The 23,981-nt window shown below is 37.6% G+C and carries 23 protein-coding genes and 1 other RNA gene; 17 read left to right on the forward strand and 7 right to left on the reverse strand.

Annotation, left to right across the window (positions count from 1 at the left end; all coding sequences use genetic code 11):
• Positions 1–153: 153 nt before the first annotated feature.
• On the reverse strand, positions 154–465 hold the full coding sequence (locus tag R2S57_RS03385) for a hypothetical protein (protein WP_316843695.1): 312 nt from the start codon (positions 463–465) through the stop codon (positions 154–156).
• Positions 466–551: 86 nt separating this feature from the next.
• Here R2S57_RS03385 and R2S57_RS03390 point away from each other — a divergent pair, with 86 nt between their 5' ends.
• From R2S57_RS03390 to rnpB, 11 genes are all read left to right on the forward strand, one after another.
• Entirely contained in the window at positions 552–761 is a 210-nt protein-coding gene (locus tag R2S57_RS03390; protein ID WP_316843696.1) for a hypothetical protein, read from the forward strand.
• Entirely contained in the window at positions 761–1,144 is a 384-nt protein-coding gene (locus R2S57_RS03395; protein ID WP_316843697.1) for a type II toxin-antitoxin system VapC family toxin, read from the forward strand. The genes R2S57_RS03390 and R2S57_RS03395 overlap by 1 nt, the downstream gene beginning before the upstream one ends.
• 78 nt (positions 1,145–1,222) lie before the next feature.
• Entirely contained in the window at positions 1,223–1,594 is a 372-nt protein-coding gene (locus R2S57_RS03400) for a hypothetical protein (RefSeq protein WP_316843698.1), read from the forward strand.
• 169 nt (positions 1,595–1,763) lie between these two features.
• On the forward strand, positions 1,764–2,534 hold the full coding sequence (locus R2S57_RS03405) for an MbnP family protein (RefSeq protein WP_316843699.1): 771 nt from the start codon (positions 1,764–1,766) through the stop codon (positions 2,532–2,534).
• Positions 2,535–2,561: 27 nt separating this feature from the next.
• Positions 2,562–3,572: a cytochrome-c peroxidase gene (locus R2S57_RS03410; RefSeq protein ID WP_316843700.1), complete on the forward strand. Its 1,011-nt coding sequence runs from the start codon at positions 2,562–2,564 to the stop codon at positions 3,570–3,572.
• Positions 3,535–4,512 (forward strand): transporter, encoded by a 978-nt coding sequence (locus tag R2S57_RS03415; protein WP_316843701.1) that lies wholly within the window; start codon positions 3,535–3,537, stop codon positions 4,510–4,512. The genes R2S57_RS03410 and R2S57_RS03415 overlap by 38 nt, the downstream gene beginning before the upstream one ends.
• Positions 4,513–4,522: 10 nt before the next feature.
• The gene (locus tag R2S57_RS03420) at positions 4,523–4,957 is read left to right on the forward strand and encodes a hypothetical protein (RefSeq protein WP_316843702.1); all 435 of its coding nucleotides are present in this window, start codon (positions 4,523–4,525) and stop codon (positions 4,955–4,957) included.
• Positions 4,958–5,059: 102 nt separating this feature from the next.
• On the forward strand, positions 5,060–5,320 hold the full coding sequence (locus tag R2S57_RS03425) for a YHS domain-containing protein (RefSeq protein ID WP_316843703.1): 261 nt from the start codon (positions 5,060–5,062) through the stop codon (positions 5,318–5,320).
• 149 nt (positions 5,321–5,469) lie between these two features.
• Positions 5,470–6,120 carry an SCO family protein gene (locus R2S57_RS03430; protein ID WP_316843704.1) on the forward strand — a complete coding sequence of 217 codons (651 nt, stop codon included), beginning with the start codon at positions 5,470–5,472 and terminating at the stop codon, positions 6,118–6,120.
• 181 nt (positions 6,121–6,301) lie between these two features.
• Positions 6,302–6,724 carry a cytochrome c gene (locus R2S57_RS03435; RefSeq protein WP_316843705.1) on the forward strand — a complete coding sequence of 141 codons (423 nt, stop codon included), beginning with the start codon at positions 6,302–6,304 and terminating at the stop codon, positions 6,722–6,724.
• Between the two features lie 233 nt (positions 6,725–6,957).
• Positions 6,958–7,355, forward strand: an RNA gene (gene rnpB, locus R2S57_RS03440) — RNase P RNA component class A.
• On the opposite strand, the gene R2S57_RS03445 is transcribed toward rnpB, so the two are convergent.
• Positions 7,356–8,234 (reverse strand): polyphosphate kinase 2 family protein, encoded by an 879-nt coding sequence (locus tag R2S57_RS03445; RefSeq protein WP_316843706.1) that lies wholly within the window; start codon positions 8,232–8,234, stop codon positions 7,356–7,358.
• Positions 8,235–8,376: 142 nt separating this feature from the next.
• Here R2S57_RS03445 and R2S57_RS03450 point away from each other — a divergent pair, with 142 nt between their 5' ends.
• Both R2S57_RS03450 and R2S57_RS03455 read left to right on the forward strand, forming a co-directional pair.
• Complete coding sequence (locus tag R2S57_RS03450) at positions 8,377–10,821, forward strand: transglycosylase domain-containing protein (protein ID WP_316843707.1); 2,445 nt, start codon at positions 8,377–8,379, stop codon at positions 10,819–10,821.
• 180 nt (positions 10,822–11,001) lie between these two features.
• Positions 11,002–14,190 (forward strand): peptidase MA family metallohydrolase, encoded by a 3,189-nt coding sequence (locus tag R2S57_RS03455; protein WP_316843708.1) that lies wholly within the window; start codon positions 11,002–11,004, stop codon positions 14,188–14,190.
• 224 nt (positions 14,191–14,414) lie between these two features.
• Here the strand turns inward: R2S57_RS03455 and R2S57_RS03460 are convergent, their stop codons facing one another.
• A complete protein-coding gene (locus R2S57_RS03460; RefSeq protein WP_316843709.1) occupies positions 14,415–14,765 on the reverse strand; it encodes a GIY-YIG nuclease family protein in 351 nt (116 codons plus the stop codon).
• Between the two features lie 133 nt (positions 14,766–14,898).
• Between R2S57_RS03460 and R2S57_RS03465 the strand changes: the two genes are divergently transcribed.
• From R2S57_RS03465 to bioD, 4 genes are all read left to right on the forward strand, one after another.
• Positions 14,899–15,675 carry a LexA family transcriptional regulator gene (locus R2S57_RS03465; RefSeq protein ID WP_316843710.1) on the forward strand — a complete coding sequence of 259 codons (777 nt, stop codon included), beginning with the start codon at positions 14,899–14,901 and terminating at the stop codon, positions 15,673–15,675.
• A 79-nt stretch (positions 15,676–15,754) separates the two neighbouring features.
• Positions 15,755–16,207, forward strand: a complete 453-nt coding sequence (locus R2S57_RS03470) for a hypothetical protein (protein WP_316843711.1) — start codon at positions 15,755–15,757, stop codon at positions 16,205–16,207.
• A 74-nt stretch (positions 16,208–16,281) separates the two neighbouring features.
• Entirely contained in the window at positions 16,282–17,403 is a 1,122-nt protein-coding gene (locus tag R2S57_RS03475; protein WP_316843712.1) for a pyridoxal phosphate-dependent aminotransferase family protein, read from the forward strand.
• The gene (bioD, locus tag R2S57_RS03480; RefSeq protein WP_316843713.1) at positions 17,404–18,012 is read left to right on the forward strand and encodes a dethiobiotin synthase; all 609 of its coding nucleotides are present in this window, start codon (positions 17,404–17,406) and stop codon (positions 18,010–18,012) included.
• A 75-nt stretch (positions 18,013–18,087) separates the two neighbouring features.
• Here bioD and R2S57_RS03485 read toward each other — a convergent pair whose 3' ends face one another.
• The 4 genes from R2S57_RS03485 to R2S57_RS03500 all read right to left on the reverse strand — a co-directional run bounded on the left by R2S57_RS03485 (position 18,088) and on the right by R2S57_RS03500 (position 23,980).
• Positions 18,088–18,987, reverse strand: coding sequence for a glycerophosphodiester phosphodiesterase family protein (locus R2S57_RS03485; RefSeq protein WP_316843714.1), 900 nt, complete (start codon positions 18,985–18,987; stop codon positions 18,088–18,090).
• 315 nt (positions 18,988–19,302) lie between these two features.
• Positions 19,303–20,712, reverse strand: coding sequence for a calcineurin-like phosphoesterase family protein (locus R2S57_RS03490; RefSeq protein ID WP_316843715.1), 1,410 nt, complete (start codon positions 20,710–20,712; stop codon positions 19,303–19,305).
• Positions 20,713–20,789: 77 nt separating this feature from the next.
• Entirely contained in the window at positions 20,790–22,364 is a 1,575-nt protein-coding gene (locus R2S57_RS03495; RefSeq protein WP_316843716.1) for a DUF5689 domain-containing protein, read from the reverse strand.
• Positions 22,365–22,396: 32 nt separating this feature from the next.
• Positions 22,397–23,980 (reverse strand): SusD/RagB family nutrient-binding outer membrane lipoprotein, encoded by a 1,584-nt coding sequence (locus R2S57_RS03500; RefSeq protein ID WP_316843717.1) that lies wholly within the window; start codon positions 23,978–23,980, stop codon positions 22,397–22,399.
• Between the last annotated feature and the right edge of the window lies 1 nt (position 23,981).

The raw sequence follows: 23,981 nt of genomic DNA on the forward strand, positions 1-23,981 counted from the left end.
TATTTGTGTAATGCAAGATAGATAAAATTTTAATTAACTAATAATACAGGTGAGTTAGTTGAAACGGCAAAAAGTCGATTAGCGAACTGAGATTCTATGTTAAAACAGTTACCTCAGTTTATAGAGATTGTAATTTCAGGATAAATTAACGAATTACTCATGATTTGTTGCCACCCATGGCGGGAAGCTTTCATGCCCCTCATGATTTGTCGCTGCACACTGCAGGAAGGTTTCATGCCCCTCATGATTTGCCGCTGCACACTGCAGGAAGGTTTCATGACCCTCATGATTTGCCGCTGCGCACTGCAGGAAGGTTTCATTGTAAAATGCATTGTGTCCTGGAAAAATGTAAATAATATCTTCTGTGAAGAAAAATACAATCAAAATTCCCTCCCCTTTAATCTGTGTTTCCCAATTTAAACAGCCGGGCGGGTGTGAAAATCTTTGGTTAAATAATTTAAACAATGAAAATGCAAACCATGTAGAAATTTGATTTTACATATTCCGTTATAAATAGATTGCTTATATTTACCATTACAAAAGTTGATACCATGACGGAGATAATTTTAAAAGACAAGATAGAGCAAGGCAAAATTGATGCGTTATTAACCTTTTTAAAGTCGTTGGATATTGATGCCGAATTAAGGACTACTGAAGAGCAGAAATCAACTGAAGCAGTAGTGTTCTCTCTTGCTAAAGGTATTTGGAGCGATTATAACATTGATTCGGCTGAGCTTCGCCAAAAAGCCTGGAAGAGGTAATGGTTCTGTGTGATACAAATATTTTAATCGAAATTTATAAAGGAAATGACTTATTAATTGAAACTTTTAAGAACATAGGTCAAAATAATGTTGCGATTTCAGATGTTACCTGCGCAGAATTACTTTACGGTGCTAGAAATAAAAGAGAGTTGAATCTGATCAGAAAGGACATAACTAAATTAGTTGTTCTACCCATTTCTTCGCCAATTTCAGCACAAGCCGTAAAACTGGTAGAGCACTTTTCCTTATCGCATAACCTTAATCTACCAGATGCTTTGATTGCATCTACCGCGATGTTTTACGAAATTGAACTTTACACTTTGAACATTAAGGACTTCAAATTTTTAGAGAATATTACATTATACAATTCTAAAAAGATCTAAAGTTTAAGAAATCTATACCCCCTTTTTATTTTTTCTTTGCTGCAACCAATTTCTTTAATACTTTTGCAGCGCAATACCATGTTCAAAAAAATCTTAATATATCTGATCATTACCTGTACCGTTTCTAACGGTGCCATGCAATTGGTTATTTATTCTGGTTATAAAATGAACAAAGAATACATTACAAGTGTATTCTGTATAAACAAAGAACATCCCGAATTGCATTGCGATGGACAGTGTTTCTTAGCCAAAAAATTAAAAGACCTTGATGGTAAAAACAAACAGGCCCAGGAAAACCTGAAAAGAGTTGCAGAGGCTGAACCCAGATTTCAGACAGTTGTACTCAATCACCATCTTCCCTATTTCATTATCACTTCTGAAAATCTTTACATCGAAAAACCGGTGAAAGATCTTTCCATTTCTATTTTTCATCCACCGAAAACGGTTTAAGTAAATCCTTTTTTTTGCGATCGTCACCCTGCCTCGATAAATCGGGATCAGGGTCTATCATGTATATATTGTAAATAAGATGCTGAATTGAATCCGATAGCTATCGGATCAGCAGGACGACCGTATTAGAATCCCTCTAAATATTTTTTACTTATTCAATTTCCTTAAAATGAAAATTTCAACATACTTTTTGGCATTGTTATGCCCTATTATCTTATTATCATCTTGCAAAAAAGACGCAGAAGAAGTTACTGCAGCTACCAAATCCACTTTCTCTATTGAATTCGAAAATCAGGTAAATGGAAGTCCGTTGGTTTTAAATAGCACTACCTATAAAAACGCCAAAGGCGAAGATTTTAAAATCAATATATTTAAATATTATGTAAGCAATATCAAATTAAGCAAAGCTGATGGAACAACTTATCTGATCCCTGAAAGTTATTTCTTAATTGATGCCTCGAAATCAGAATCGACCAATATTACGCTTAAAGATGTACCAACCGGCGATTATACCAAAATAGAATATACTATCGGTGTAGATTATGCACGTAATTTCGCAGGTGCGCAAACAGGTGCTTTAGATCCAATTAATGGCATGTTCTGGACGTGGAACAGTGGTTACATCTTTGTTAAACTGGAAGGGACTTCTCCACAATCTGCAGCAGCAGGAAATGCGCTCACTTTTCATATTGGCGGTGTTACCGACCCAAATAATACGATCAGGACATTTGCTGCTGAAATTAATGCTGCAAATCCACTTCGTGTGAGAACTGATGGCAAACCGAATATGCACTTTATCGTAAACGCAGCGGCATTATTTACCGGTAAAACCGATGTAAGTTTTGCTACGCTAAACTTCACCATGGGTGGTGCAAATTCGGTACTTGTAGCCAACAATTATGCAAATGGTTTATTCCGTTTAGATCATATCCATAACTAAATGTTAAGGAAAATAACCGTCTTCGCAATGCTTTTTTTAAGCATTGCGTTGATGTATGCCTGTAGTAAGAATGAAGATGAAATTGCTCAAGAAGAAAAGAAAATCACTTTTTCGATTCCAGCCAACTTCCCTGCTCCCGCATATAATTTCGAAGACAATAAGTTAACCAATGCAGGTTTTGCCCTTGGCAAGAAGTTGTTTTATGAAGCCCGGTTATCGGCCGATAAAAGTGTTTCATGCGGAAGTTGTCACCAGCAATTTGCTGCCTTTACCCAGCTCGATCATAAGGTTAGCCATGGGGTTAACAACTGTCAGGGAAAAAGGAATACCCCTCCACTTGTTAACCTGGCCTGGCAAAAGGCTTTTTTCTGGGATGGTGGCGTAAAAAACATCGAAACTTCGCCATTAAATGCCATTACCGATGCCTGCGAAATGGGAACGGATATACAAACCATCGTTGCATTTCTGAAAAATACCCCACCTTATCCCGATTTATTTAAACAGGCTTTTGGTTCAACAGAAATCAATTCGCAATTGATTTTAAAGTCGATTACCCAATTTACAGCGGTATTGGTTTCGGGCAATTCGAAATATGACAAGGTAATACGCAAAGAGAGTGGCGCAGCTTTTACACCTACTGAGCTGGCTGGTTATCAACTGTTCAAAGAAAAATGTAGTTCTTGCCATGCCGAGCCTTTTTTTACTGATTTCACTTACCGCAGTAATGGATTGGATTTAGTAAGTACAGATGAAGGGCGTTCGCACATCACTGGAGTAGCCTCAGACTTTGGAAAGTTCCGTGTACCTACATTACGTAATATTGAATATACCAGCCCATATATGCATGATGGCCGATTTTACAGTTTAGATGAGGTTTTGGAACATTACAATTCTGGCGTTAAAGCTTCAACAAATCTGGATGTCCAACTTAAAAATGGTATTCCTTTAAACACAACAGAAAAAGAGCAGATTAAAGCTTTTTTAAAAACATTAACAGACAATGAATTTATCAAAAATACATTATACAGCGAGTCGTAAATTATTGATTTTAATTTTCGCACTCATAAGCAGTCAGGCTTTCGCTTGCGATATCTGCGGCTGTTTTATGGGGATTACTCCATATTACAACCGCAATAGCATCAGTCTTTTATACCGTTACCGTTCTTTCAACGGTTACGAAGGACAATCACATTCACTATTTCCTGGTGGAGGGAATTTCTTTATTCCAGCCCGAAGTCAGGATTCACCAATCACCAATCATGCTGGTAATCCTGATGACTATGAACTTTACCGATCCTTAGAAATCAGAGGTAAATATTTCATCAACAGCAGACTTGAAATTAATGCGATTTTGCCATATGTTTCCAATAGCGAGCGCTACAATGGCTATACTTCATCAATTTCGAGCATGGGCGACATCAATTTATACGCGGGTTATCACCTCGTTCAGAAACTGGAAGATAATTTTAAACAACAGTTGATTGCCGGAGCAGGGATAAAATTACCTACCGGTAAAAATGATTTCAAAAATACTGCAGGTATCCGTTATTCTTCATTAATGCAGGCTGGTACCGGAAGTACCGATGGTTTTGTTTATCTCAACTATATGGTTGGTTTGGGTAAGTTTGGGGCGAGTTTAAATACCTCTTATAAGGTTAATGGAACCAACAGCCGCGACGAAGGCATTGCCAACAGTACGACCAGTTTTCTGAATATTTTTTATACGCAAAGTGTAGGTAAAGACGTAAAGATCATGCCATCAGCGCAATTCTTTTATGAATATTCCGGAGGAGAAAAATACAAAGGCCAAAAAACCGGAGAACACGTAATGAACAACCTGATGGGTGGCGTTGGTGTAGATGTTTTTTATAAAAATATAGCCTTAAACGTTGGTGTCCAAAAGAACATTTGGGAAGCGGAAACCGATCACCCCATGAGTGCCGGAAAGGCCTATGTTGGAATAACTTATAATTTTTAAATTAAATATTATGAACAGATTAAATGTTGCCTTGTTATGCTTAATAACCATTTTCTTCATTTCATGCAAAACCGAGCCGGATTCGAAAGCAATACGTCAGGAAGTATTAAACATCCATGATAAGCTGATGATTGATGGTGAAAAAGTAATCAAAAATAAAATGAAGTTAGATGCTTTATTGGTTTCTGATCAGATTAAACTCTCGCCAGATTCAGCCTTACAAAAACAAAAAATCAATGATTTAATTACCCGCTTAAATGCTGCTGATGAAAAAATGATGGATTGGATGCATTTCTTTAAAGATGATTTTAAAGGAAAAACAGCACAGGAAGATCTCGATTATTACAAATCTGAAATGGTTAAAATCAGGGCCGTTGAAGACGGTTATATTAAGGTGACGAGAGCGTCAGATTCGTTAATTAAAGTATATAAGATAAATAAATAGTCGGAGGTCCGAAGACCGAAGTCGGAAGATATGAAGCTTGGCCGTTAAGCCCCCAAACCTCGGTCTTCGAACTGCCGGCCTCAAACTTAAAATAAATTCAGAATGAAAAAATCAATTTTAGCACTAACCCTAATTGGATTAACAACAATAGCATTAAAATCAAATGCAAACTCCGTGATGGATGGACCTAAAACAAATTTGATCGATTCAGCAAAAAAAGTGGTGGTAGATCCAGTTTGCAAAATGAAAATTAAAGCTGAAACAGCTAAAACGACAGTTTATAATAAAGTTACCTATAGTTTCTGTTCAGAAAGTTGCAAACAAAAGTTTGTAGCGGAGCCAGCTAAATACATTAAAAAGTAATAAGTTGGAGACCTAATTTTCGTAACCCTGATCAGATAGCTATCGGATTTATTTCAGGGTCTTTAATTCTAGATTGATGCTGAAATAAATTCAGCATGACGATACCTCAAACAAATTACATTGTATATTTACATTTTTAAAATAAAATCATGAATAAAGCTATTGCTTACCTGGCAACATCCCTGTTAGCCATTTCCATATTTACCGCTTGTAAACAAGAAAGAAAACTTCCATTTTATGGTGAGCGCCATGCCGAAACGGTTAAAGATGCAACTGGCGTGGAGAAAGTTGATACCGTTTATCAAACCATTCCAGATTGGTCTTTCTTGAATCAAGATAGTGTAATTACCACCAATAAAGCCACTGACGGTAAGATTTATGTTGCAGATTTTTTCTTTACTTCCTGCACCACCATCTGCCCTACCATGCACCGCAATTTAATGACGGTTTACAACGATTTCAAAACCAATCCTGATGTGATGTTTGTTTCGCATACGATTGATTTTAAATACGACAAGCCATCTGTATTAAAAAAATACGCCAAGAAATTAGGTGTAGACGGATCCAATTGGCAATTTCTTTATGGCACTAAAGACAGTGTGTATACTTTAGCCGAGAAGAACTATCTGGTAGCCGTTGGCGAAGATAGTACCGCTAAAGACGGTTATATCCATCAGGGTTATCTGGTTTTAATCGATAAAGACAGGAGAATCCGCGGTGCTTATGATGGGACTAAAGAAGAACAGGTAGAACAATTGAAAAAGGATATTCCTGTTTTATTGGCTGAATACAAAAAGTAAAATTATTAGCCACGGAAACACGGATTTACACGGAATAAAAAATCCTTATTTTAGCAAATTAAGTGTCTTCACGACAAAATTAGCTATTTCCTTTTTACCACAGATATATAGGATGAACACGGATAAGCAACAAAATCTGTGTTTATCTTTCCTTATCTGTGGTTAATTATAAAAATACATTATGCGCAAGTACATCATCAACGCTATCTTTCTGCTTTCCCTTATTGCCATTATCGTTTCTTGCCAAAACCAGGAAACTATCGATCTGCAAAATTACATGTCGAACGGGAAAGATATTTATAAGGCCAAATGTCAGAACTGCCATGGCGAAAATGGTGAGGGATTAGGTCAGCTTGCGCCACCACTTACCGATTCGGTTTTCTTAAAGGCCAAAAAAACCGGTTTGGCTTGTTTTATAAAAAACGGCGCGAATGAATCTTTAATGATCCACGGTAAAGAGTACAAAGAAAAAATGCCAGCATTCCCCGAGCTTGCCGATATTGATGTGGCACAGGTAATGGTTTTCATTACCAATTCGTTTGGCAATAAACAAGGTTTTGTACCTTATTCGCAGGTTTCAAAAGATTTGCAGAATTGTAAATAAATATTGAACTTATTTTCTTACAATTCGATTTGTAAGAAAAACGGTCGTCATTGCGAGAAGGCTTTTTCAGCCGACGAAGCCTGCCTGCTGCAGGCAGGCTTTGTCGTTCCTCCTCGCAATGACGATATTTTTTCAATTTATTATTAAACTAAAATTAATTTTAGCTTGATAAGCTTCCTAAAAATTTGATTCTCCTTGTCATTTTCTACTTAAAAAAACCCATCTTTGCGCAAAATGCAGGTTGTTCTATCGCTGTTCCGATTTATCGGGAGAGAGGAAAGTCCGGGCAACGCAGGGCATCCCGCTTTCTAACGGAAAGGGGTTCAGGAATGAAAACCTGAATTACGGATTAGTGCAACAGAAAATATACCGTCCCGATTTTATATCGGGATAAGGGTGAAAACGTGCGGTAAGAGCGCACGAGCATTACAGGCGACTGTAGTGGTTTGTAAACCCCGGGAGTTGAAAGACCAAATAGGCTAGCATCCCGACTTTACGTCGGGATAAAGGGCTGCCCGTCCGATGTTAGTGGGTAGGTCGTTAGAGATAAACGGCAACGTTTATAGTGGATAAATGATAGAAATCCTGAGCAATCAGGAAACAGAACCCGGCTTATAGACCTGCATTTTTTTTATTCACTCAATAAGATGGTTTTTGTTTCGCCAAGCTTTGCCACTTCTTCTTCTCCCAATACAGGGAATTTAAGGTCTAAACTTTTCAATTTGTCTTCGATAATTTCGCTAATGGCCAAACGCGCAAACCACTTTTTATCCGCAGGTATAATGTGCCAGGGCGAATCTTCCGTGCTTGTTTCATTGATAGCATCTTCATAAGCGTCCATATATTTATCCCACAAAGCCCTTTCTTTAATATCACCTGAAGAAAATTTCCAGTTTTTGGTGGGGTCTTCTATCCTATCCAAAAAACGCTGTTTCTGTTCATCCTTACTTACATTTAAAAAGAACTTTAGAATTACAGTTCCATTTGCGGTTAAATGCTCTTCAAAATTTTTGATACTCTTATAGCGCTGTTGCCAAAAGTTTTTGTTGATCTTTTTTACCTCCGCAAAACCTGGGATATTTTCGCTTAAAATATATTCCGAATGCACCTTGCAAACCAACACGTTTTCATAGTGCGAACGGTTATGGATCCCAATGCGTCCACGCTCCGGTAAAGCCTTATAATGTCTCCATAAGAAATCATGTTCATATTCTTCTGATGTCGGCACTTTAAAACTATACACCTGGCATCCTTGTGGATTCAGCCCACTCATTACATGCTCTATTGCGCTGTCTTTCCCAGCAGCATCCATCGCCTGAAAAATAATCAGAACAGAATGTTTTCCGGATGCGTACAGTTTTTCCTGTAAATGACTCAGCTCTATTTTCGAATTCACCAATGCATCTTTTGCTTTTTCTTTGTTGTAACCACCGGTGAAGTCGGTTTTATGGTTTTTTAATGAGAATTTCTTATCTCCCTGTACAATTAATCCTTTAAATTCGTTTTTCATACTTATGCACTATTTAGATAAATCCATGTGTCAATAATTTAAATATAGAACTAAAAAATAAGTAAATTAAATACGTTAATTTGCATTTAGAGTTTTTTATATTTAACGCCACAGCTTTTACCTAAAGATCATCTTATCCAATATGTTTAAAGAGATAAAAAACAAGTACTTACGTTATTCTACAATAGTTTTATTTTTTATAATAATTTTCTTTTCAGCACTGCAATTAAACTTTTTGTGGTTATTTGGTTACTCACCAAGTGTTCACGACATCAAAGCACCTACCCTTCGTGTAGGTTCAGAACTCTATACTGCCGACGGAAAACTGATCGGAAGGTATTTCAAAGAGAATAGAACACCTGTAAACTACGAAGAGATTGCCCCTAGTGTAATACAAGCTTTGGTAGCTACAGAAGATGTACGTTTTTATAAACATTGGGGTATTGATGTACAGGCTGTTGGCCGTGCGGTAGTAGGTTTTGGAAAAGATGGCGGAGCCAGTACCATTACACAACAACTGGCAAAAAACCTGTACCGTACACGTTATAATAAATCGCAGGGTTTGTTAATCAAAATCCCTTTAGTGAGAACGTTGATCGTAAAATTAAAAGAGTGGCAAACTGCTGTAAAACTGGAAGCTAACTATTCTAAAAACGAAATCATTACCATGTACCTGAATACGGTTTCTTTTGGTAACAATACCTATGGGATAAAAACCGCAAGCCGTATTTACTTTGATAAAGAAGCAAAAGATTTATCCACCACTGACGCAGCCATGCTTGTAGGGATGCTCAAAGGTACCACGCTATACAATCCAACCAAAAACCCGGTAAAAGCATTGGAAAGAAGAAATGTGGTACTTGCACAGATGAATAAGTACAAATACCTGAGTAAAGATAGCTTAGCAGCCTTATCAAAAGAGCCAGTCAAATTAAAAGAAGGTAAAATACAGGATGGTAGCGATGGTGATTCTTATTTAAGGGCCGCTGTAGCGAAATACCTTGAAAAATGGTGTACCGATAATGGTTACGACCTTTACGAAGACGGTTTGAAAATATATACCACCATTGATTCCAGACTTCAGGGATATGCCGAGGAAGCCGTAGCAGATCAGATGAGAATTTTGCAACGCAGGTTTTACAGCGTTTGGGGCAATGAAGATCCATGGTATGATTCGGAAAAGCAGAAAGTCGATTATCCGGATAGGGCGATGAAAAACCTGCCTATTTATGCGCTTTTACAAAAGAAATTCCCAAATAACCCGGATTCTGTTAAGGCTTATTTCAATAAAAAGAAACGGATGCAAATTTTCACCTACAAAGGTGACCGTGATACCTCTTTCTCTACTTTAGATTCTATCCGTTATTACGGAAAAATCATGAATACAGGGATGATGACCATGGAACCAGCCAGTGGAAAAATCAAAGTTTGGGTAGGTGGCATTGATCATAAATTTTTCAAATACGATCACGTCAATCAGTCTAAACGTCAGGCTGGATCTACTTTCAAACCTTTTGCCTACTTAACAGCGCTAGAGCAAGGGATGAGCCCTTGCGATAAATTTACCGACAAACCGGTTAAAATAGCGTATCAAGATAAAGGCCAAACCAAATACTGGGAGCCAAAAAATGCCGATTACAGTGTTTCCTACCGCGAAATGAGTTTGCGTTGGGCCATGGCAAAATCGGTGAACACCATTACCGCTCAGCTTACCGAAAAAGTAGGTTGGGATAATGTGGTTAAATATGCACACGAATGTGGTATTGATAGTCATTTAGAGTCGGTTCCATCAGTAAGTTTGGGTTCTAACGATGTTAGCGTTTACGAAATGGTAAAGGCTTATGCTACCTTTATGAACAAGGGTATTAAAACCGATCCGATTTTGGTCGAAAAAATTACCGATCAAGACAATAAAGTTATTGATGAATTTAAGCCTAAAACCAAAAGGGTTTTAACAGAAGAAATTGCCTGGTTAATGACCTACATGTTCCGTGGTGGTATGGAAGAGCCAGGTGGAACCTCACAAGCCCTGTGGGAATGGCCAAACCTATTCAAGAAAAATAACCAGATTGGTGGTAAAACAGGAACATCTTCCGATTATGTTGATGCCTGGTATATGGGCTTAACCAAAGATCTGGTAACCGGTATTTGGGTAGGCTGCGATGAAAGAACAGCGCACTTTAAAAATGGCGAACAAGGCGAAGGTTCGAGAACGGCATTGCCAATTTTCGCTAAATTTATGGAGAAAGTTTATCTGGATCCCAAATCAGGATACACCTATGGTGCATTTCCAAAAGCAACGGTTGATATTACGAGAAGTTACAATTGTCCTAGCCCTCAAATTGTTAGAGATACAACCTCAACAGATAGCGCTGCAGTAGATTCTACAGATTTTACAGTTCCTGAATTGCCGGTAACTGAAGTTCCAGTAACTGTTGAACCGGAGGTTAAAAAGGAAGAAAAGAAAGCTGATCCAGCTCAAACACCACCTGCAGCTACTGTTCCTTTAACGAGAAAGGAAGAACGAGAATTGAGAAGAAAACAGCGTCAGGAAGAAAAAGAAAAGAAAAAGAACGAAGGTAACTAGACTTAGGCCTCATTTTGGGAATAATCGGTCAGATACAAGCTATTTGAGCGATAAACACAGATAAACTTTAAAAAAGTGTTAAAATTTTAATACTGTTTTAAACTATTGCTATTTTTATTTTCCAAATCTTACACTATTTTATTTTCGTAAATTATTGAACATCAAACTAAAACCACACATATGAAAATAGGCTCTACTTTATTAAAGCGGTACTTTCCCCTATTGCTCCTGCTTATTCTTTCTTTTTCTGTTAAAGCCCAATATTTCGGACAAAATAAAGTGCGGTATAAAAAACTCGATTTTAAAGTTTTACAGACACCGCATTTCGAAATTTACTATTACATCAAGAATGAAAAACTTTTAAAACGTTTTTCTCAGGATGCCGAAACCTGGTACAAAATGCACCAGGAAGTTTTTAGAGATACTTTCTTAAAGAAGAACCCAATAATCCTATACAATAATCACCCCGATTTCCAACAAACAACCGTCCTCAACGGAGAGATTGGTATCGGTACCGGCGGTGTTACTGAAGCACTAAAAAACAGGGTTATTATGCCGGTGATGGAGCTTAATAGCCAAACCAGACATGTATTGGGTCACGAGCTTGTTCACGCTTTTCAATATCACTTATTACTAGAAAAAGATTCAATCAGTTTAGAAAATGTTGGCCAAACACCATTGTGGATGGTTGAGGGTATGGCAGAATATCTATCAATTGGAAAAAAAGACGCATTTACTTCCATGTGGATGCGTGATGCCATGTTAAACCGTGATATCCCTTCGTTAAAAGACTTAACCAACTCTAATAAATATTTCCCTTACCGTTACGGACAGGCATTTTGGACTTATATTGGTTCTCAATATGGTGATACAACCATTGTTCCCTTATTTAAGAATACGGCAAAATATGGTTACGAAAATGCCATCAGATATACTTTTGGTTACGATGATAAAACATTGTCAGGCCTCTGGAAAAATTCGATAGATGCGCATTACAAACCCATGCTAAAGGCCGATAGTTCGCAGATTAAAATCACCGGTACAAAAATCATTGATAACAAGAATGCGGGAAATATGAACGTTGCCCCTGCCCTTAGTCCCGATGGCAAATATTTGGCTTTTATGTCTGAAAAAGATCTTTTTGGGATCGATCTATTTCTCGCTGACGCGAAAACCGGGCAAATTATCAGGAAACTGAGCAGCCAGATTTCTAATGGCCATATTGATGATTTTAACTTTATCGAATCGGCAGGAGCTTGGTCGCCGGATAGTAAACAGTTTGCTTTTAGTATTTTTAGTCAGGGTAAAAACCAGATGATGATTATCAATGTGGCAAACGGAACTACTGTTTCGCAAACAGCAATGGATCAGGTGCAACAGTTTGGCAATTTAACCTGGTCGCCGAATGGAAAAGATGTTGCTTTTTCGGGTATGGTTGAAGGACAAAGTGATATCTTCTCTTACAACCTGGATACCAAAGTAGTAACGCAGATTACGAACGATGTATATTCAGATTATGCACCAAGCTATTCTCCTGACGGCAAAAAACTGGTATTTTCATCAGATCGCGCTGCCATTCAGGCCAATGTAGTTAATGCTGTATTGCCGATCAATTTAGCTGTTTATGATATTTCGACTAAAACAGTAAGCAATTTAGCTGTTTTTCCAGGAGCGAATAACTTAAATGCACAGTTCTCTGCTAATAGTCAAAATATCTATTTCCTATCTAACAGAGATGGTTTCAGAAATTTATATAAATATAATTTCGCCGACAATACAGTTGATCAGCTAACCGACTACTTTACAGGTATCAGTGGAATCACCGAGTTTTCGCCAGCCATTTCAGTTTCAACAACTGATGATATCGTATATAGCTATTACCGCTACCAACGTTATACTTTGTACAATGCTAAATTGAGTAGTTTTAAAGCAAAGCGAATTGGTAATCAGGAAGAAAATTTTGATGCGGCAATTCTCCCTCCTTTGGAAAACATTGGGGTAAACATCATCAACTCGAACCTAAATAATTTCGACCGTTTCGAAAAAATCATTGCGGATTCCATGAAAACGGTTCCTTACAAACCTAAATTTAGATTGGATTATCTGGCAAACAGTGGTGTTGGTGTTTCAACAAGCCGTTTCGGAACTGGCGTTTCAGGAGGTATTGTTGGCATGTTCAGCGATATTTTAGGTACCAATCAAATCATTGCCAACTTATCCGTAAATGGCGAAATTTACGATTTTGGTGGCTTAGTGGGTTACATCAACCAAAAAAGCAGGATAAATTGGGGTGCTGCTGTTTCTCACATTCCTTATGTATCCGGGTTTAGATCGTACGGCTACGAGAATATCACTACAGGCAAAGATCAGGCGGGAAAGGATCAAACCATTAATGTGCTTTCAGACCGTACAGATATCATCAGAACATTTGAAGATCAGATTCAGGTTTTTGGGGCTTATCCATTTAGTAAAATTCACAGATTTGAATTAGGTGGTGCATTTTCACATTATAGTTACAGGATAGACCGTTATAGCAATTACTATGATGATGCTGGATTTTACAGAGGATCAGACAAAAGCAGGATTTCTAACGATGTGGCTTCTCAGGATTATGGCATTCCATTTAATTCATTTACCCTTTATCAGTTAAATGCTGGTTTTGTTGGCGACAATTCTATTTTTGGCTTAACTGGTCCACTTGATGGTTTTAGATACCGTGTGAGTGGAGAAAAATATTTTGGTACCTATAATTTTGCAGGAGTAACAGCCGATCTTCGTAAATATTGGAGAGCGAAACCGGTAACTTTTGCCGTAAGAAGTTACAATACTTTAAGGATTGGTAAAGATGCCGACAGGCTTTATCCGATGTATGTGGGTTATCCTTATTTAATTAGAGGCTACGAATCGAACTCAATTTACAAGAGTACCTCAGCCCAATCGTCAGAATCGTTTGATATTAACCAGTTAACGGGAAGTAAAATAGCGGTTTTTAATTTTGAAGTCCGTTTACCTTTTACAGGGCCTAAGAAATTAGCCGCAATACCCTCTAAATTTTTATTTTCAGATTTGAATTTATTCTTTGATGCTGGTTTGGCCTGGACAAACGATACCAAGGTTAAATTTAAGAGTGAACCCACTTATACATCTCAGCCAGTATTAGACAACAATGGTGTGCCGGTTAAAGACGATAATGGAAATCCAGTTACTTATCAGGCTACGACAGAGCGTGTGCCAGCGATGAGTGTTGGTATCTCGGTACGGGTAAACGTTTTTGGTTATTTTGTATTAGAACCTTATTACGCGATTCCTTTCCAACGTAAAGATGTTAAAACCGGAGTATTTGGTTTAACATTCGCACCTGGGTGGTAAATTGAAATGATTGAATGAGAGAATGAAGGATTGATTGAATGAGAGACTGACTGACTGATTGAATGAGAGAATGACTGACTGGTTGAATGACTAAATCAACCGTTAAATTAAATGAGATGCTTGAATGATTGGAAAAATACTCCCGATCATTCAAGCATTCTTTTTATAAGCATATTTCTTCATTCCTATTTTATTAATTAAGATATTTATAACTCAACATTTGATTAAGATAAGCTCGAGAACGAAAGTTTAACCTGATTGGTGATGTTTCTTTCCAAAAGAATATTCTCGAAATCAAGACCTATAGTTAAATCAATCCAATCTGGATTACAAGACCTTACTAAACGTTCTTTCTGCATACGGGTAAACCTGCTAATTGATTTAAAACGGAGCAAAGCTTGCGCTTCTGTTTTAAACTCTTCAAAATAAACCAAACGTGTTAATTGCTGTCCGCTATCAAAAAATAAGTTTGGCATCTGTTTGTAGAAATCCAGTGTTTTAATCAAATCTGAGCTCATGCCCACGTGCATACTTGTACGATTTCTGTCGGTAACGATATAAACAAACTTTTTCATGATCTTGTATTTAAAAATTAAAACTAAACTATTTAGTATACCCTCTTGCAAATCAAAATAATATTACTAACTTTATGAGCATAAAATTACTAACTATTTTAGTAATTCCAAATTTATTTTAAAATTTATTTTTATGTCAAATATTTCAAATAATTTAAAGTACCTCAGGAAGAAAAAAGGCCATACACAGCAGAATTTCGCTGATATTATGGAAATCAAGAGATCGCTTATCGGTGCTTATGAGGAAGACCGGGCGGAACCTAAATATGATTTACTAAAAAAAATAGCTGAATACTTTGATTTAACCATCGATGAATTCATCAACGAGAAAATATCCGACAGCTGGAAACCGAAGCCAAAAAGCCAGGGATCTAACTTAAGGGTACTTAGTATTTCTGTAGATCAGAACGATCGGGAGAACATCGAATTGGTTCCGGTTAAGGCAAGTGCCGGTTATTTGAATGGTTTTTCTGATCCACAATACATCAGCGATCTTCCAAAATTTCAACTTCCTTTAGCTGCACTAAGACAAGGCACCTTTAGAGCATTTGAAATTATGGGCGATAGTATGTTGCCCGTTCAACCAGGTAGCGTAATTATTGGTGAGTATTTAGACAACTGGAATGAAGTGAAAACAGGAGAAACCTACATCGTGATTAGTAAAAATGAAGGTGTAGTATATAAAAGGGCCGGTAACCGTTTCAGAGAAAATAAAGATTTAAAATTAGTGTCAGATAATAAGGTGTACGATGCTTATACCATCGCTGCTGAAGATATCCTGGAAATCTGGAGGGCTAAGGCTTATATATCTACCTCATTACCAGAGCCTGCACCAGATCCAACGATGGAAACATTAACTCAAATGATGGCGCAAATGCAGAAATCAATTTCGCAATTAAATAAAAATTAACACTTTTTAACAACAGCCGATTAAACCGTTTGCCTTTTTATGTATCTATTAATTTAACAAACACATAAAAAAACATAACATGAAAAAGGCAATTTTAACAATAGCAATTGCAGTAATGGGTTTAACCGCTGCATTTGCTCAAGACACCACCAAGCGCGCGAGACGGGCAATGCCTAAAATGACCGCAGAACAAAGGGCTGAAAAGGTAACCTCGAGATTAGAGAAAGAGTTAAGCTTAACAGCTGATCAGAAAACGAAAATCTATGCCATTCAATTAGACAATGCAAAAAAAATGGAAACCTGGAGATCTGCTGATCAAGGCGACATGAAAGGCAAGATGAAAGAGCGCAAAGCAGCCATGGATGAGCAAAAAACTAAAATTGATGCTGTTTTAACCGCAGATCAGAAAACAAAAATGGATGCCTTCCGTGCAGAGGCCAAAGAAAAAGGTGAGAAAATGAGAAAAGGAATGGGTGGCAGAGGCAAAAAAGATAAAGCACCAGTAGTTTCTAATCCTCCAGCACAAGGATAAATGAAGTAATAAGTAATTAATTATATTTTTGAAAGCGTTCCGATTATTCGGGACGCTTTTTTTACTTTTGACCAATGAGCAAAATTGAACAGTTTCTTAACGGTAAACTTCAGGAGCGAAAAGATAATCTTTCGATTAGAAATTTATCGACCAACATCCCTCCTTTCGATTTTTGTTCTAATGATTATCTGGGTTTTGCAAGATCTGCTGCATTAAAAAAGCTGATCGAAGATACTGTAGCTACACTGCCCCATTACCTAAACGGCGCTGGCGGCTCTCGTTTGTTAAGTGGTAATACAGCATTTACCGAAGAAACCGAACGATTTATAGCTAATTTTCATCATGCAGAAAGTGGTTTAATCTTTAATTCTGGTTATGATGCCAATGTGGGGCTTTTATCAAGCATTCCACAACGTGGCGATACAATTATTACCGATGAGTTGATCCATGCCAGTATTATAGATGGTTGCAGATTAAGTTATGCTACCCGTTATAAATTTCTTCATAACGACATAAATGATCTTGAAGCCAAACTTAAACTCGCTAAAGGAAACATATTTGTTGTAGTAGAAAGTATATATTCGATGGATGGCGACATGGCTCCATTAACAGCAATCGCTCATCTTTGCCAAAGGTATGAAGCCAACTTAATCGTAGATGAAGCACATGCTACAGGTACTTTTGGCAATAAAGGAAGTGGTTTAATCAATCAGCTATATCTAACCGACCGGGTATTTGCACGCATTGTTACGTTTGGGAAAGCCATGGGTACACACGGTGCTATTGTTTTGGGAAGCAATACCTTACGCCATTACCTGATTAATTTTGCCAGATCGTTTATTTACACCACCGCGGCGCCAATTCATAATATTGTAGCCATTAGATCAGCATATCAATTGTTAAATGATTTAGATCATCCGCTCATTCATCAAAAAATTGCATTGTTCAGAAAAACCTTAAAAGAACAAAACATCAAAGCGCTCGATAGCGAAAGCACTATTCAGGGGGTTTTGTTTTCATCAAATGAAGCAACTAAACTGGCCGCTACCACACTGCAAAGCAAAGGTTTTGATGTGAGGGCGATATTAAGTCCAACGGTGGCTTTAGGCAAAGAAAGATTGAGGATTTGCCTGCACACTTTTAATACCGATGAAGAAATTATTTCGTTGGTTAATCATCTTAAAGAATTAATTTAAATGGCTACATATTTTATAACAGGAATTGGAACTGGAATTGGGAAAACTTTAATCAGTGCCATCTTAACAGAAAAATTAAAGGCAGATTACTGGAAACCAATCCAATCCGGAGATTTAGAAACCAGTGATAGTTTAACTATTAAAAGTTTAATCAGCAATACAAAAACGGTTATCCATCCCGAAAATTATAGGCTAACACAACCGCTATCGCCTCATTTATCGGCTAAATTAGACGGAATTGCAATTGATCTTCACCAAATCAATACCCCTAAAACCGATAACAATTTAATTATTGAGGGAGCAGGCGGTTTAATGGTTCCATTAAATGAAAACGAACTGATTGTTGACCTGATTAAAAAACTGGATGCAGAAGTAATATTGGTTTCGCAAAATTACCTTGGCAGCATTAACCACACGCTTTTATCAGTTAGTCTTCTTAAACAATATGAAATCCCAATTAAAGGCATCATTTTTAATGGGGAAGAGAATTTGGAAACGGAAAGATATATCCTTCAGTATACCCAAATAAAAAAGCTAGGTGATGTGCCTAGCTTAAAAAATATCGATAAAGAAAATGTGATAACTGCTGGCCAGAACCTATTTATTTAATGCGTTTCGAAAAATCAGTTTTATCCAATTATATATACTAAATAAGCCGGCATTAAATTATTAGGACTTAGCGTACTATTTTGCCTGTACTAAAATATCAGGATAATCAGAAATAATACCATCAACATTTAAAGCCTTCAATTTTTGAATGTCGGCTAAAGTATTGGCTGTCCAGGGGATAATCTTCACATCGTCTGCGTGTGCCTTTTTAACCAATTCTTCATTCACCATCTGCCAAACCGGACTTAAAATAAAGGGTTTATAGCCTAAATCGGCAATATTCTCTTCATATGTTTTTTTATTGGCAACCAAAAAAGAGGTTTTCATTTTTGGGTATTTTTCATGTATGATCTGAATTGTCCTTTTATCGAAAGATTGGATCACAACAAAATCAGTAACCTTTTTCTTCATGATCACCGCCATTAAAAGTTCAACAAATTCTTCAGGTTTAGGATTGGTAATGCCATCTCCACTCTCGCTACACTTAGTTTCGATGTTATAGAAAAACTGCTTGCGTTTATTGGCCTTAATATCGTGTTGAACGGCATCGATTAAATCAGACAATAAAGAAAGCTGTGTTTTTTCTTTTTTCTGCTGAGGAAACAGATCATAATACTTGGTACCCAGATCAAATTGTTTAATTTCAGTATAGTTCATTCCATATATCGGATATTTCTTGGCGTCAGTTACAGGAATATCTTTTCCATCAGGCGTAAGCATAAATGCAGGACTCAGATAATCATCATGTGTAACCACTACTTTAGCGTCTTTAGAAATATGTGTATCCATCTCTAAAGTTGTAATTCCATCAATCTTCATGGCGTTTAACATAGCCAAAATGGTATTTTCAGGCATCAACCCCCTTCCACCACGATGTGCTTCGGCACTAAATGCTGGAAATTTAACTTCCTGACCATTAGATTTAACTGCGAATGCAGATAAAAGAACAACAATTGCTGTTTTTGTAAGTTTCATATTGAAATGTGGCTTTATTTTGGCGTCATGTGTTTCCATCTGACGCCATTAATCTATTCAAAGTTTTATTTTTTGAAGCACCTATCGGATGGTAACATCCAACAGCACGACGATTTTTTGAAATTAGCAGTCTGTCAAATGGCAATATCTAACAGCACGGATATTCATTAATTTTTAGCGGCATAAGATCTTACTATTCCACCCTGGCAATTAAGTTGCAATATAGTAGTGCTAAATGTGATCAACTGACGAGATTAATTAAATTTACATTAATTTTTTCACGAAACTGTCGGATGGTAATATCCGACAGCGATATTAGGCATCAATTTCTGCCTCAAACTTTTCTCCGAAGCGATCGGTAGCCACAACTTTTACTTTTTTAACTTCTGGTCCGAAATGTGCCATAAATAAATGATCGGTAGAAATTGGTTCAACAAATGGCCTTGGGTTTGGTAATTTATCTCCTTTATACAATTTAACCGATAAAGGATCAAATCCATCCTGCTGTGCCAAATTGCCCATTGCTTTACCATCTAAAAAGTATTCTACTTTCCATTGAGGATCGTAATTCCAAACATTTGCAATTAATCGCTTTTGGTTGGTTAAGGTATTCACATAAATGCTTACCTGTTTTTTACGGTCTTCGCCTGTTGACTTGTAGTACCATTTTAAATCCGTTCCGTTTACTTCATAAACACCATAACCGCGGGGTGTTCCATCGCCACAGATGGGACCTGTCCACCAGCCACCGCAAACGGTGCCATGGTTATGTTCGTAAATGCCATTTTTGATTACATTTTTATTAAAATGCGTATGGCCCGACATGATGTGGACGTTTTTGAAATCTTTCAACACGGCATAGAAATCGTCGTTATTTTTAACGGAGTTGTGCACCGGAATATGCAGACAAACAATCAGCAAAGCATCTTTTGGCACCAATTGAAGATCTTTAGTCAGCCATTCTAACTGTGTTGGTGTAATGTAACCATCGTAAGTCCTTTCTACCCCCAAATAACGTACATCATCTAAAACAATGTAATGGGCTTTCCCCCTGTTGAACGAATAGTATGTTGGTCCATAATGTGCCTGAAAAGTACGGTCTGATGTATCGTCTCCTCCCTGCCTGTAATCCTGATCATGATTACCTAAGGCCTGAAAAAATGGAATACCAATTTTAGCAATGGCTTCATCATAGGCTGGGAAAAGATCGAAATTATCCCAAACCAGATCGCCAACACCAATGCCATGAACCAGTGTTTTACCCATGCTTTTCACCACCTCTCTGGTATCAGGCACGGAGGTGTCCATCATCTGTTGAACATCTTTTTTATTTTTTACCTGCGGATCGGCCCAAATGATAAAATTGTGTTTGTTATCGTTTTGTTTTAATGGCTTGAGGTCGAAATTTAATTTTCCAGCAGTATCTGGTTTGTAATAGTGACGGGCAATACTGCTTTCTGTTTTAAACTCATAACCTGATGGTGTACTGATCCAAACAAAACGGGCAAGTTCATGAAGCTGGATTTGATAATTACCCGTTTTATCGGTTTGTACCACACTGTAACCATCTGAAATGACAACTCCGGCAACCGCCTTACCTTTACTGGTTACAGTTCCACTCACCAACCCATCAACCGAAAACAAAGATGATGGAAAGGATTTTAAGCTAATGAAAACTGTTGAAGTTAATAAGGTTGATTTTTGTATAAATGATCTTCTGTTCATTGTCTTATCTAAAAAATTATGCAAAAAACAAGGCTAAGGGCAATTACTCCTTAGCCTTGTTCAAATTCAGTTTATTCTTATTTTATCTGTGTTGCCGGGGTACCTAATGGATTATCAGCAGTTGGAGCTGGAAAAACACCTTCTATTTCGGCAAGTGTTGATGTAAGCGTTAACAAAATATTCGTTTGTGTTCTGGCTTTAACCCATTTCCCTAAAGTTACGCTATACACACCGCCAAACTTATAGTAATAACCTGCGTCTGAAGGCGTGGTATAGGTAAAGTTGATGGTATTTGTTCCTTGACGATAGAAAGGCTGAGCGGCCAGCGTGATCGGATTTACAACATCGTAAATATCGTTATTGGCAATGCGATAGCCTATTGCCGGCGGACCTGCAGAATAAAGCAAACCGCCCGATCCTACAAATAAAGCATCAATTGGCGTACTTGCTTCTGTTACCGTTGTTCCTTCGAATACTGCCACACCATAAGCATTACCACTGTTTGCGAGCAGATTGGTGGTTTTGGTTCCAAATCCATCGCCTGCAATAGTTGAATAATCAAATGACCTAATCCAGTTTGAAGAAGCTATACTGGTAGAATTAACATTACCAACTGCCGAATTAATCAATTTCTTAGCTCCTCCAACATAAAAATAGGTTCCCTTTGCTGCCTTACCTGAAGTTAAGTTAAACTTATATGTTCTTAAATCACCCAAAGCCCATCCATTTGTTGGATTAATTGCGGGAGTAGATGCACCTGCATTGTTCGTTGTTACCACAGAAAACGGCGTTACAGAAAAGTCGATATCGCGGGTAGCCAGAAATTGAATATATTCGTTATTCGCATCTGTGCCTTTAGGATCGGCAATCCAGCCACTTATTATCATTGAAGGAATACTAACTGTACTGCTTAAAACAACGACATCAGTTGCGGTACGTAATCTCTGTTGTGGAACTAATTTCCCGTCGGCACCTGCTTTGTTAAAGATAATACCGTAAAAATTGGCTAAAAATGGCAAGGTTTTACCTGCAAAAGCTGCTGTTGGCTCAGTGTGAAGTGTGATGTTATCAAAACCGTCGTTTACCAATCTATCACCCGAAAAAGTATCTGTAGGTGCTGGTACAGGATCAAAACCTCCTTTTACAATGGCAACCAAAGTACTTTCATATGCTTCAGGATTGGCCAAAATATAACTACTTGGTACGCGGTTTGGAGCAATGGTTACTCCACTGGCTAATTTAGTAATATTCGTAGGCATTACATTTTTAACCTGTAGCACGCCGCTTTCGCGTGTTAAAATACAGCCGTTAATATCAATGGCAATCGAATCGCCAGGTACATATTTTGCCGCATCAGCGCCTATATTAATCGTAATACCGCGTAATTTCGATAACCTCTTTTTATCTTGAAGTACCAAATAACCAACAGGCATATTTCCTCCAGAATGATCAGAAACAACCACTCCGCTAATTTTGGTAGAACCAAACATATTATCAGCAGATAAGGTAAGATCACTTCCTTTGTATAAACTTCGTAAATCCAACATTGGAACATAAGGACCTACCGTTCCTTCCGGATATTTAGTCTTTTTGCAAGCAGCAAATGAAAGCACTGCAAACAAAATAAAACTATAGCTTAAAATTCTTTTCATGTTATTTAAATTAAAATCGTTAGAAACACACATTAAGGTTTTTGCCACCAAACTTGTGTATAAATCTCATCCGCTCCCTGAACTTCTACTGCTTTTTTATAATTTGTAGGGTTAGCCGATTGAACGTATACCGGATAGGTTAAACGGGCTGGCATAACACCTCCATTTTTTAAGCCTGCCCCTTTCGGTAAAACCGGATGACCTGTACGACGGAATTCAATCCATTGTTGCAAATCTTCCAAAAACAATGTGTAGTATTTTTGCAGGTGAATTTCCTCCATATGATCATCAACCGAACCTGCTGGCGACCAAATGATATCGGCATTGGTTAAATAGGTTAAAAATGCGGCATCGGTAATGGTTGCAGGCGTAGTTGGCGTGGTAGTAGACGTTAGGTTAGGCCAAATTGGTAACCAGGTAGTAATTGTGCTTAAAATACCTGTTTTATAATAATTCTCAGCCGTCCCGGTGGTAATGAAACCTTTCAATGCTGCTTCTGATAGAATAAAGTTTAACTCTCCATAAGTCAGAATCAAACCATCTAAAGGCTCTACCTGAAGATTAGTAACCAATGCACTGCTTACAGTAGATGCACTTGAATAAAAATAGGCTTGCTTCGCTACACCTGCACCTGGAAGGTAACCACCAGGTACACCTACAAAACCATTCGAACCTTGTGCTATCCCCCATCTGTTTACACCACCTTTACCATATTTGGTAATGTCTAAACACGGATGTTGCCAATCTCTTAAGTGATCGATAAAGAACGAACCAATGGAAGGAGCGGTAAAATCTTGCGTACGTACGTTGGTTACATATGGATTGGTATAAGGGCCTGTTCCTACCCATCTTAAAATTGCCGAATCGTCATTGCTCGTCATTTTAGGATACGTAGAGGCTTTAGTGTCGACCATTTCTTTAATCTTTGCAATCATATCCGACGACACTTCTGCCTTACCCGACAAACGCAACAACATCCTTAAATACAACGAATTACCAAATTTTCTCCATTTAGATACGTTTCCGGCATAAATAGGATCACTTGATGCTAAAACAGCCGGACCTGTTGACAATAAAGTATTGGCTTCTTCCAGTTTTTTAAACAGATCAAGATAAATCTCCTTTTGTGTATCAAATTTCGGTTCAGTAATACCGTTTTTTGCCTGATTCGATTCCGAGTAAGGTGCATCGCCATAGGCATCGGTTATCATTGAATAAATCCATGCCTGGCAGATTAAAGCAATACCCTGATATGATTTATTTGCCGTTAATGGCTCACCTGCTTTTGTATAAATATCTTTAAAATTGGTTAATTGAACATACCAGCTATTCCACAAATAATCGGCATAGGTTCTTCTGTACTCGTACCGAAATACCTGTGCATCTGCATCGCTTAGCGATACCGTAACCTGCATTAATTCGTTATTAAAGTTACGATTACGAACCATATTCGCCGTTACCGTGCTTACTAAAGCAGGTGCTAACAATTGTGCCGGTGTACTTGTTGGCGAATTGTTTGGGTCTGTATTGATTTCGGTGAAATCTTTTTTACAAGAAGGCAATACCATCATGCTAATGGCTACCAGACCGATAAATGTATATAATCTCTTTTTCATG

The sequence above is a fragment of the Pedobacter psychrodurus genome, from assembly GCF_032678585.1.
Taxonomy (GTDB): domain Bacteria; phylum Bacteroidota; class Bacteroidia; order Sphingobacteriales; family Sphingobacteriaceae; genus Pedobacter; species Pedobacter psychrodurus_A.

What these genes read in the sequence shown, in the direction of transcription:
- R2S57_RS03400 (WP_316843698.1), top strand. Translation starts at nt 1,223, where the DNA reads ATGTTCAAAAAAATCTTAATATATCTGATCATTACCTGTACCGTTTCT.
- R2S57_RS03445 (WP_316843706.1), bottom strand. Translation starts at nt 8,234, where the DNA reads ATGAAAAACGAATTTAAAGGATTAATTGTACAGGGAGATAAGAAATTC.
- R2S57_RS03415 (WP_316843701.1), top strand. Translation starts at nt 3,535, where the DNA reads ATGAATTTATCAAAAATACATTATACAGCGAGTCGTAAATTATTGATT.
- R2S57_RS03435 (WP_316843705.1), top strand. Translation starts at nt 6,302, where the DNA reads ATGCGCAAGTACATCATCAACGCTATCTTTCTGCTTTCCCTTATTGCC.
- R2S57_RS03460 (WP_316843709.1), bottom strand. Translation starts at nt 14,765, where the DNA reads ATGAAAAAGTTTGTTTATATCGTTACCGACAGAAATCGTACAAGTATG.
- R2S57_RS03450 (WP_316843707.1), top strand. Translation starts at nt 8,377, where the DNA reads ATGTTTAAAGAGATAAAAAACAAGTACTTACGTTATTCTACAATAGTT.
- R2S57_RS03475 (WP_316843712.1), top strand. Translation starts at nt 16,282, where the DNA reads ATGAGCAAAATTGAACAGTTTCTTAACGGTAAACTTCAGGAGCGAAAA.
- bioD (WP_316843713.1), top strand. Translation starts at nt 17,404, where the DNA reads ATGGCTACATATTTTATAACAGGAATTGGAACTGGAATTGGGAAAACT.
- R2S57_RS03500 (WP_316843717.1), bottom strand. Translation starts at nt 23,980, where the DNA reads ATGAAAAAGAGATTATATACATTTATCGGTCTGGTAGCCATTAGCATG.
- R2S57_RS03410 (WP_316843700.1), top strand. Translation starts at nt 2,562, where the DNA reads ATGCTTTTTTTAAGCATTGCGTTGATGTATGCCTGTAGTAAGAATGAA.
- R2S57_RS03405 (WP_316843699.1), top strand. Translation starts at nt 1,764, where the DNA reads ATGAAAATTTCAACATACTTTTTGGCATTGTTATGCCCTATTATCTTA.
- R2S57_RS03490 (WP_316843715.1), bottom strand. Translation starts at nt 20,712, where the DNA reads ATGAACAGAAGATCATTTATACAAAAATCAACCTTATTAACTTCAACA.
- R2S57_RS03395 (WP_316843697.1), top strand. Translation starts at nt 761, where the DNA reads ATGGTTCTGTGTGATACAAATATTTTAATCGAAATTTATAAAGGAAAT.
- R2S57_RS03455 (WP_316843708.1), top strand. Translation starts at nt 11,002, where the DNA reads ATGAAAATAGGCTCTACTTTATTAAAGCGGTACTTTCCCCTATTGCTC.
- R2S57_RS03390 (WP_316843696.1), top strand. Translation starts at nt 552, where the DNA reads ATGACGGAGATAATTTTAAAAGACAAGATAGAGCAAGGCAAAATTGAT.
- R2S57_RS03420 (WP_316843702.1), top strand. Translation starts at nt 4,523, where the DNA reads ATGAACAGATTAAATGTTGCCTTGTTATGCTTAATAACCATTTTCTTC.
- R2S57_RS03430 (WP_316843704.1), top strand. Translation starts at nt 5,470, where the DNA reads ATGAATAAAGCTATTGCTTACCTGGCAACATCCCTGTTAGCCATTTCC.
- R2S57_RS03465 (WP_316843710.1), top strand. Translation starts at nt 14,899, where the DNA reads ATGTCAAATATTTCAAATAATTTAAAGTACCTCAGGAAGAAAAAAGGC.
- R2S57_RS03425 (WP_316843703.1), top strand. Translation starts at nt 5,060, where the DNA reads ATGAAAAAATCAATTTTAGCACTAACCCTAATTGGATTAACAACAATA.
- R2S57_RS03495 (WP_316843716.1), bottom strand. Translation starts at nt 22,364, where the DNA reads ATGAAAAGAATTTTAAGCTATAGTTTTATTTTGTTTGCAGTGCTTTCA.
- R2S57_RS03470 (WP_316843711.1), top strand. Translation starts at nt 15,755, where the DNA reads ATGAAAAAGGCAATTTTAACAATAGCAATTGCAGTAATGGGTTTAACC.
- R2S57_RS03485 (WP_316843714.1), bottom strand. Translation starts at nt 18,987, where the DNA reads ATGAAACTTACAAAAACAGCAATTGTTGTTCTTTTATCTGCATTCGCA.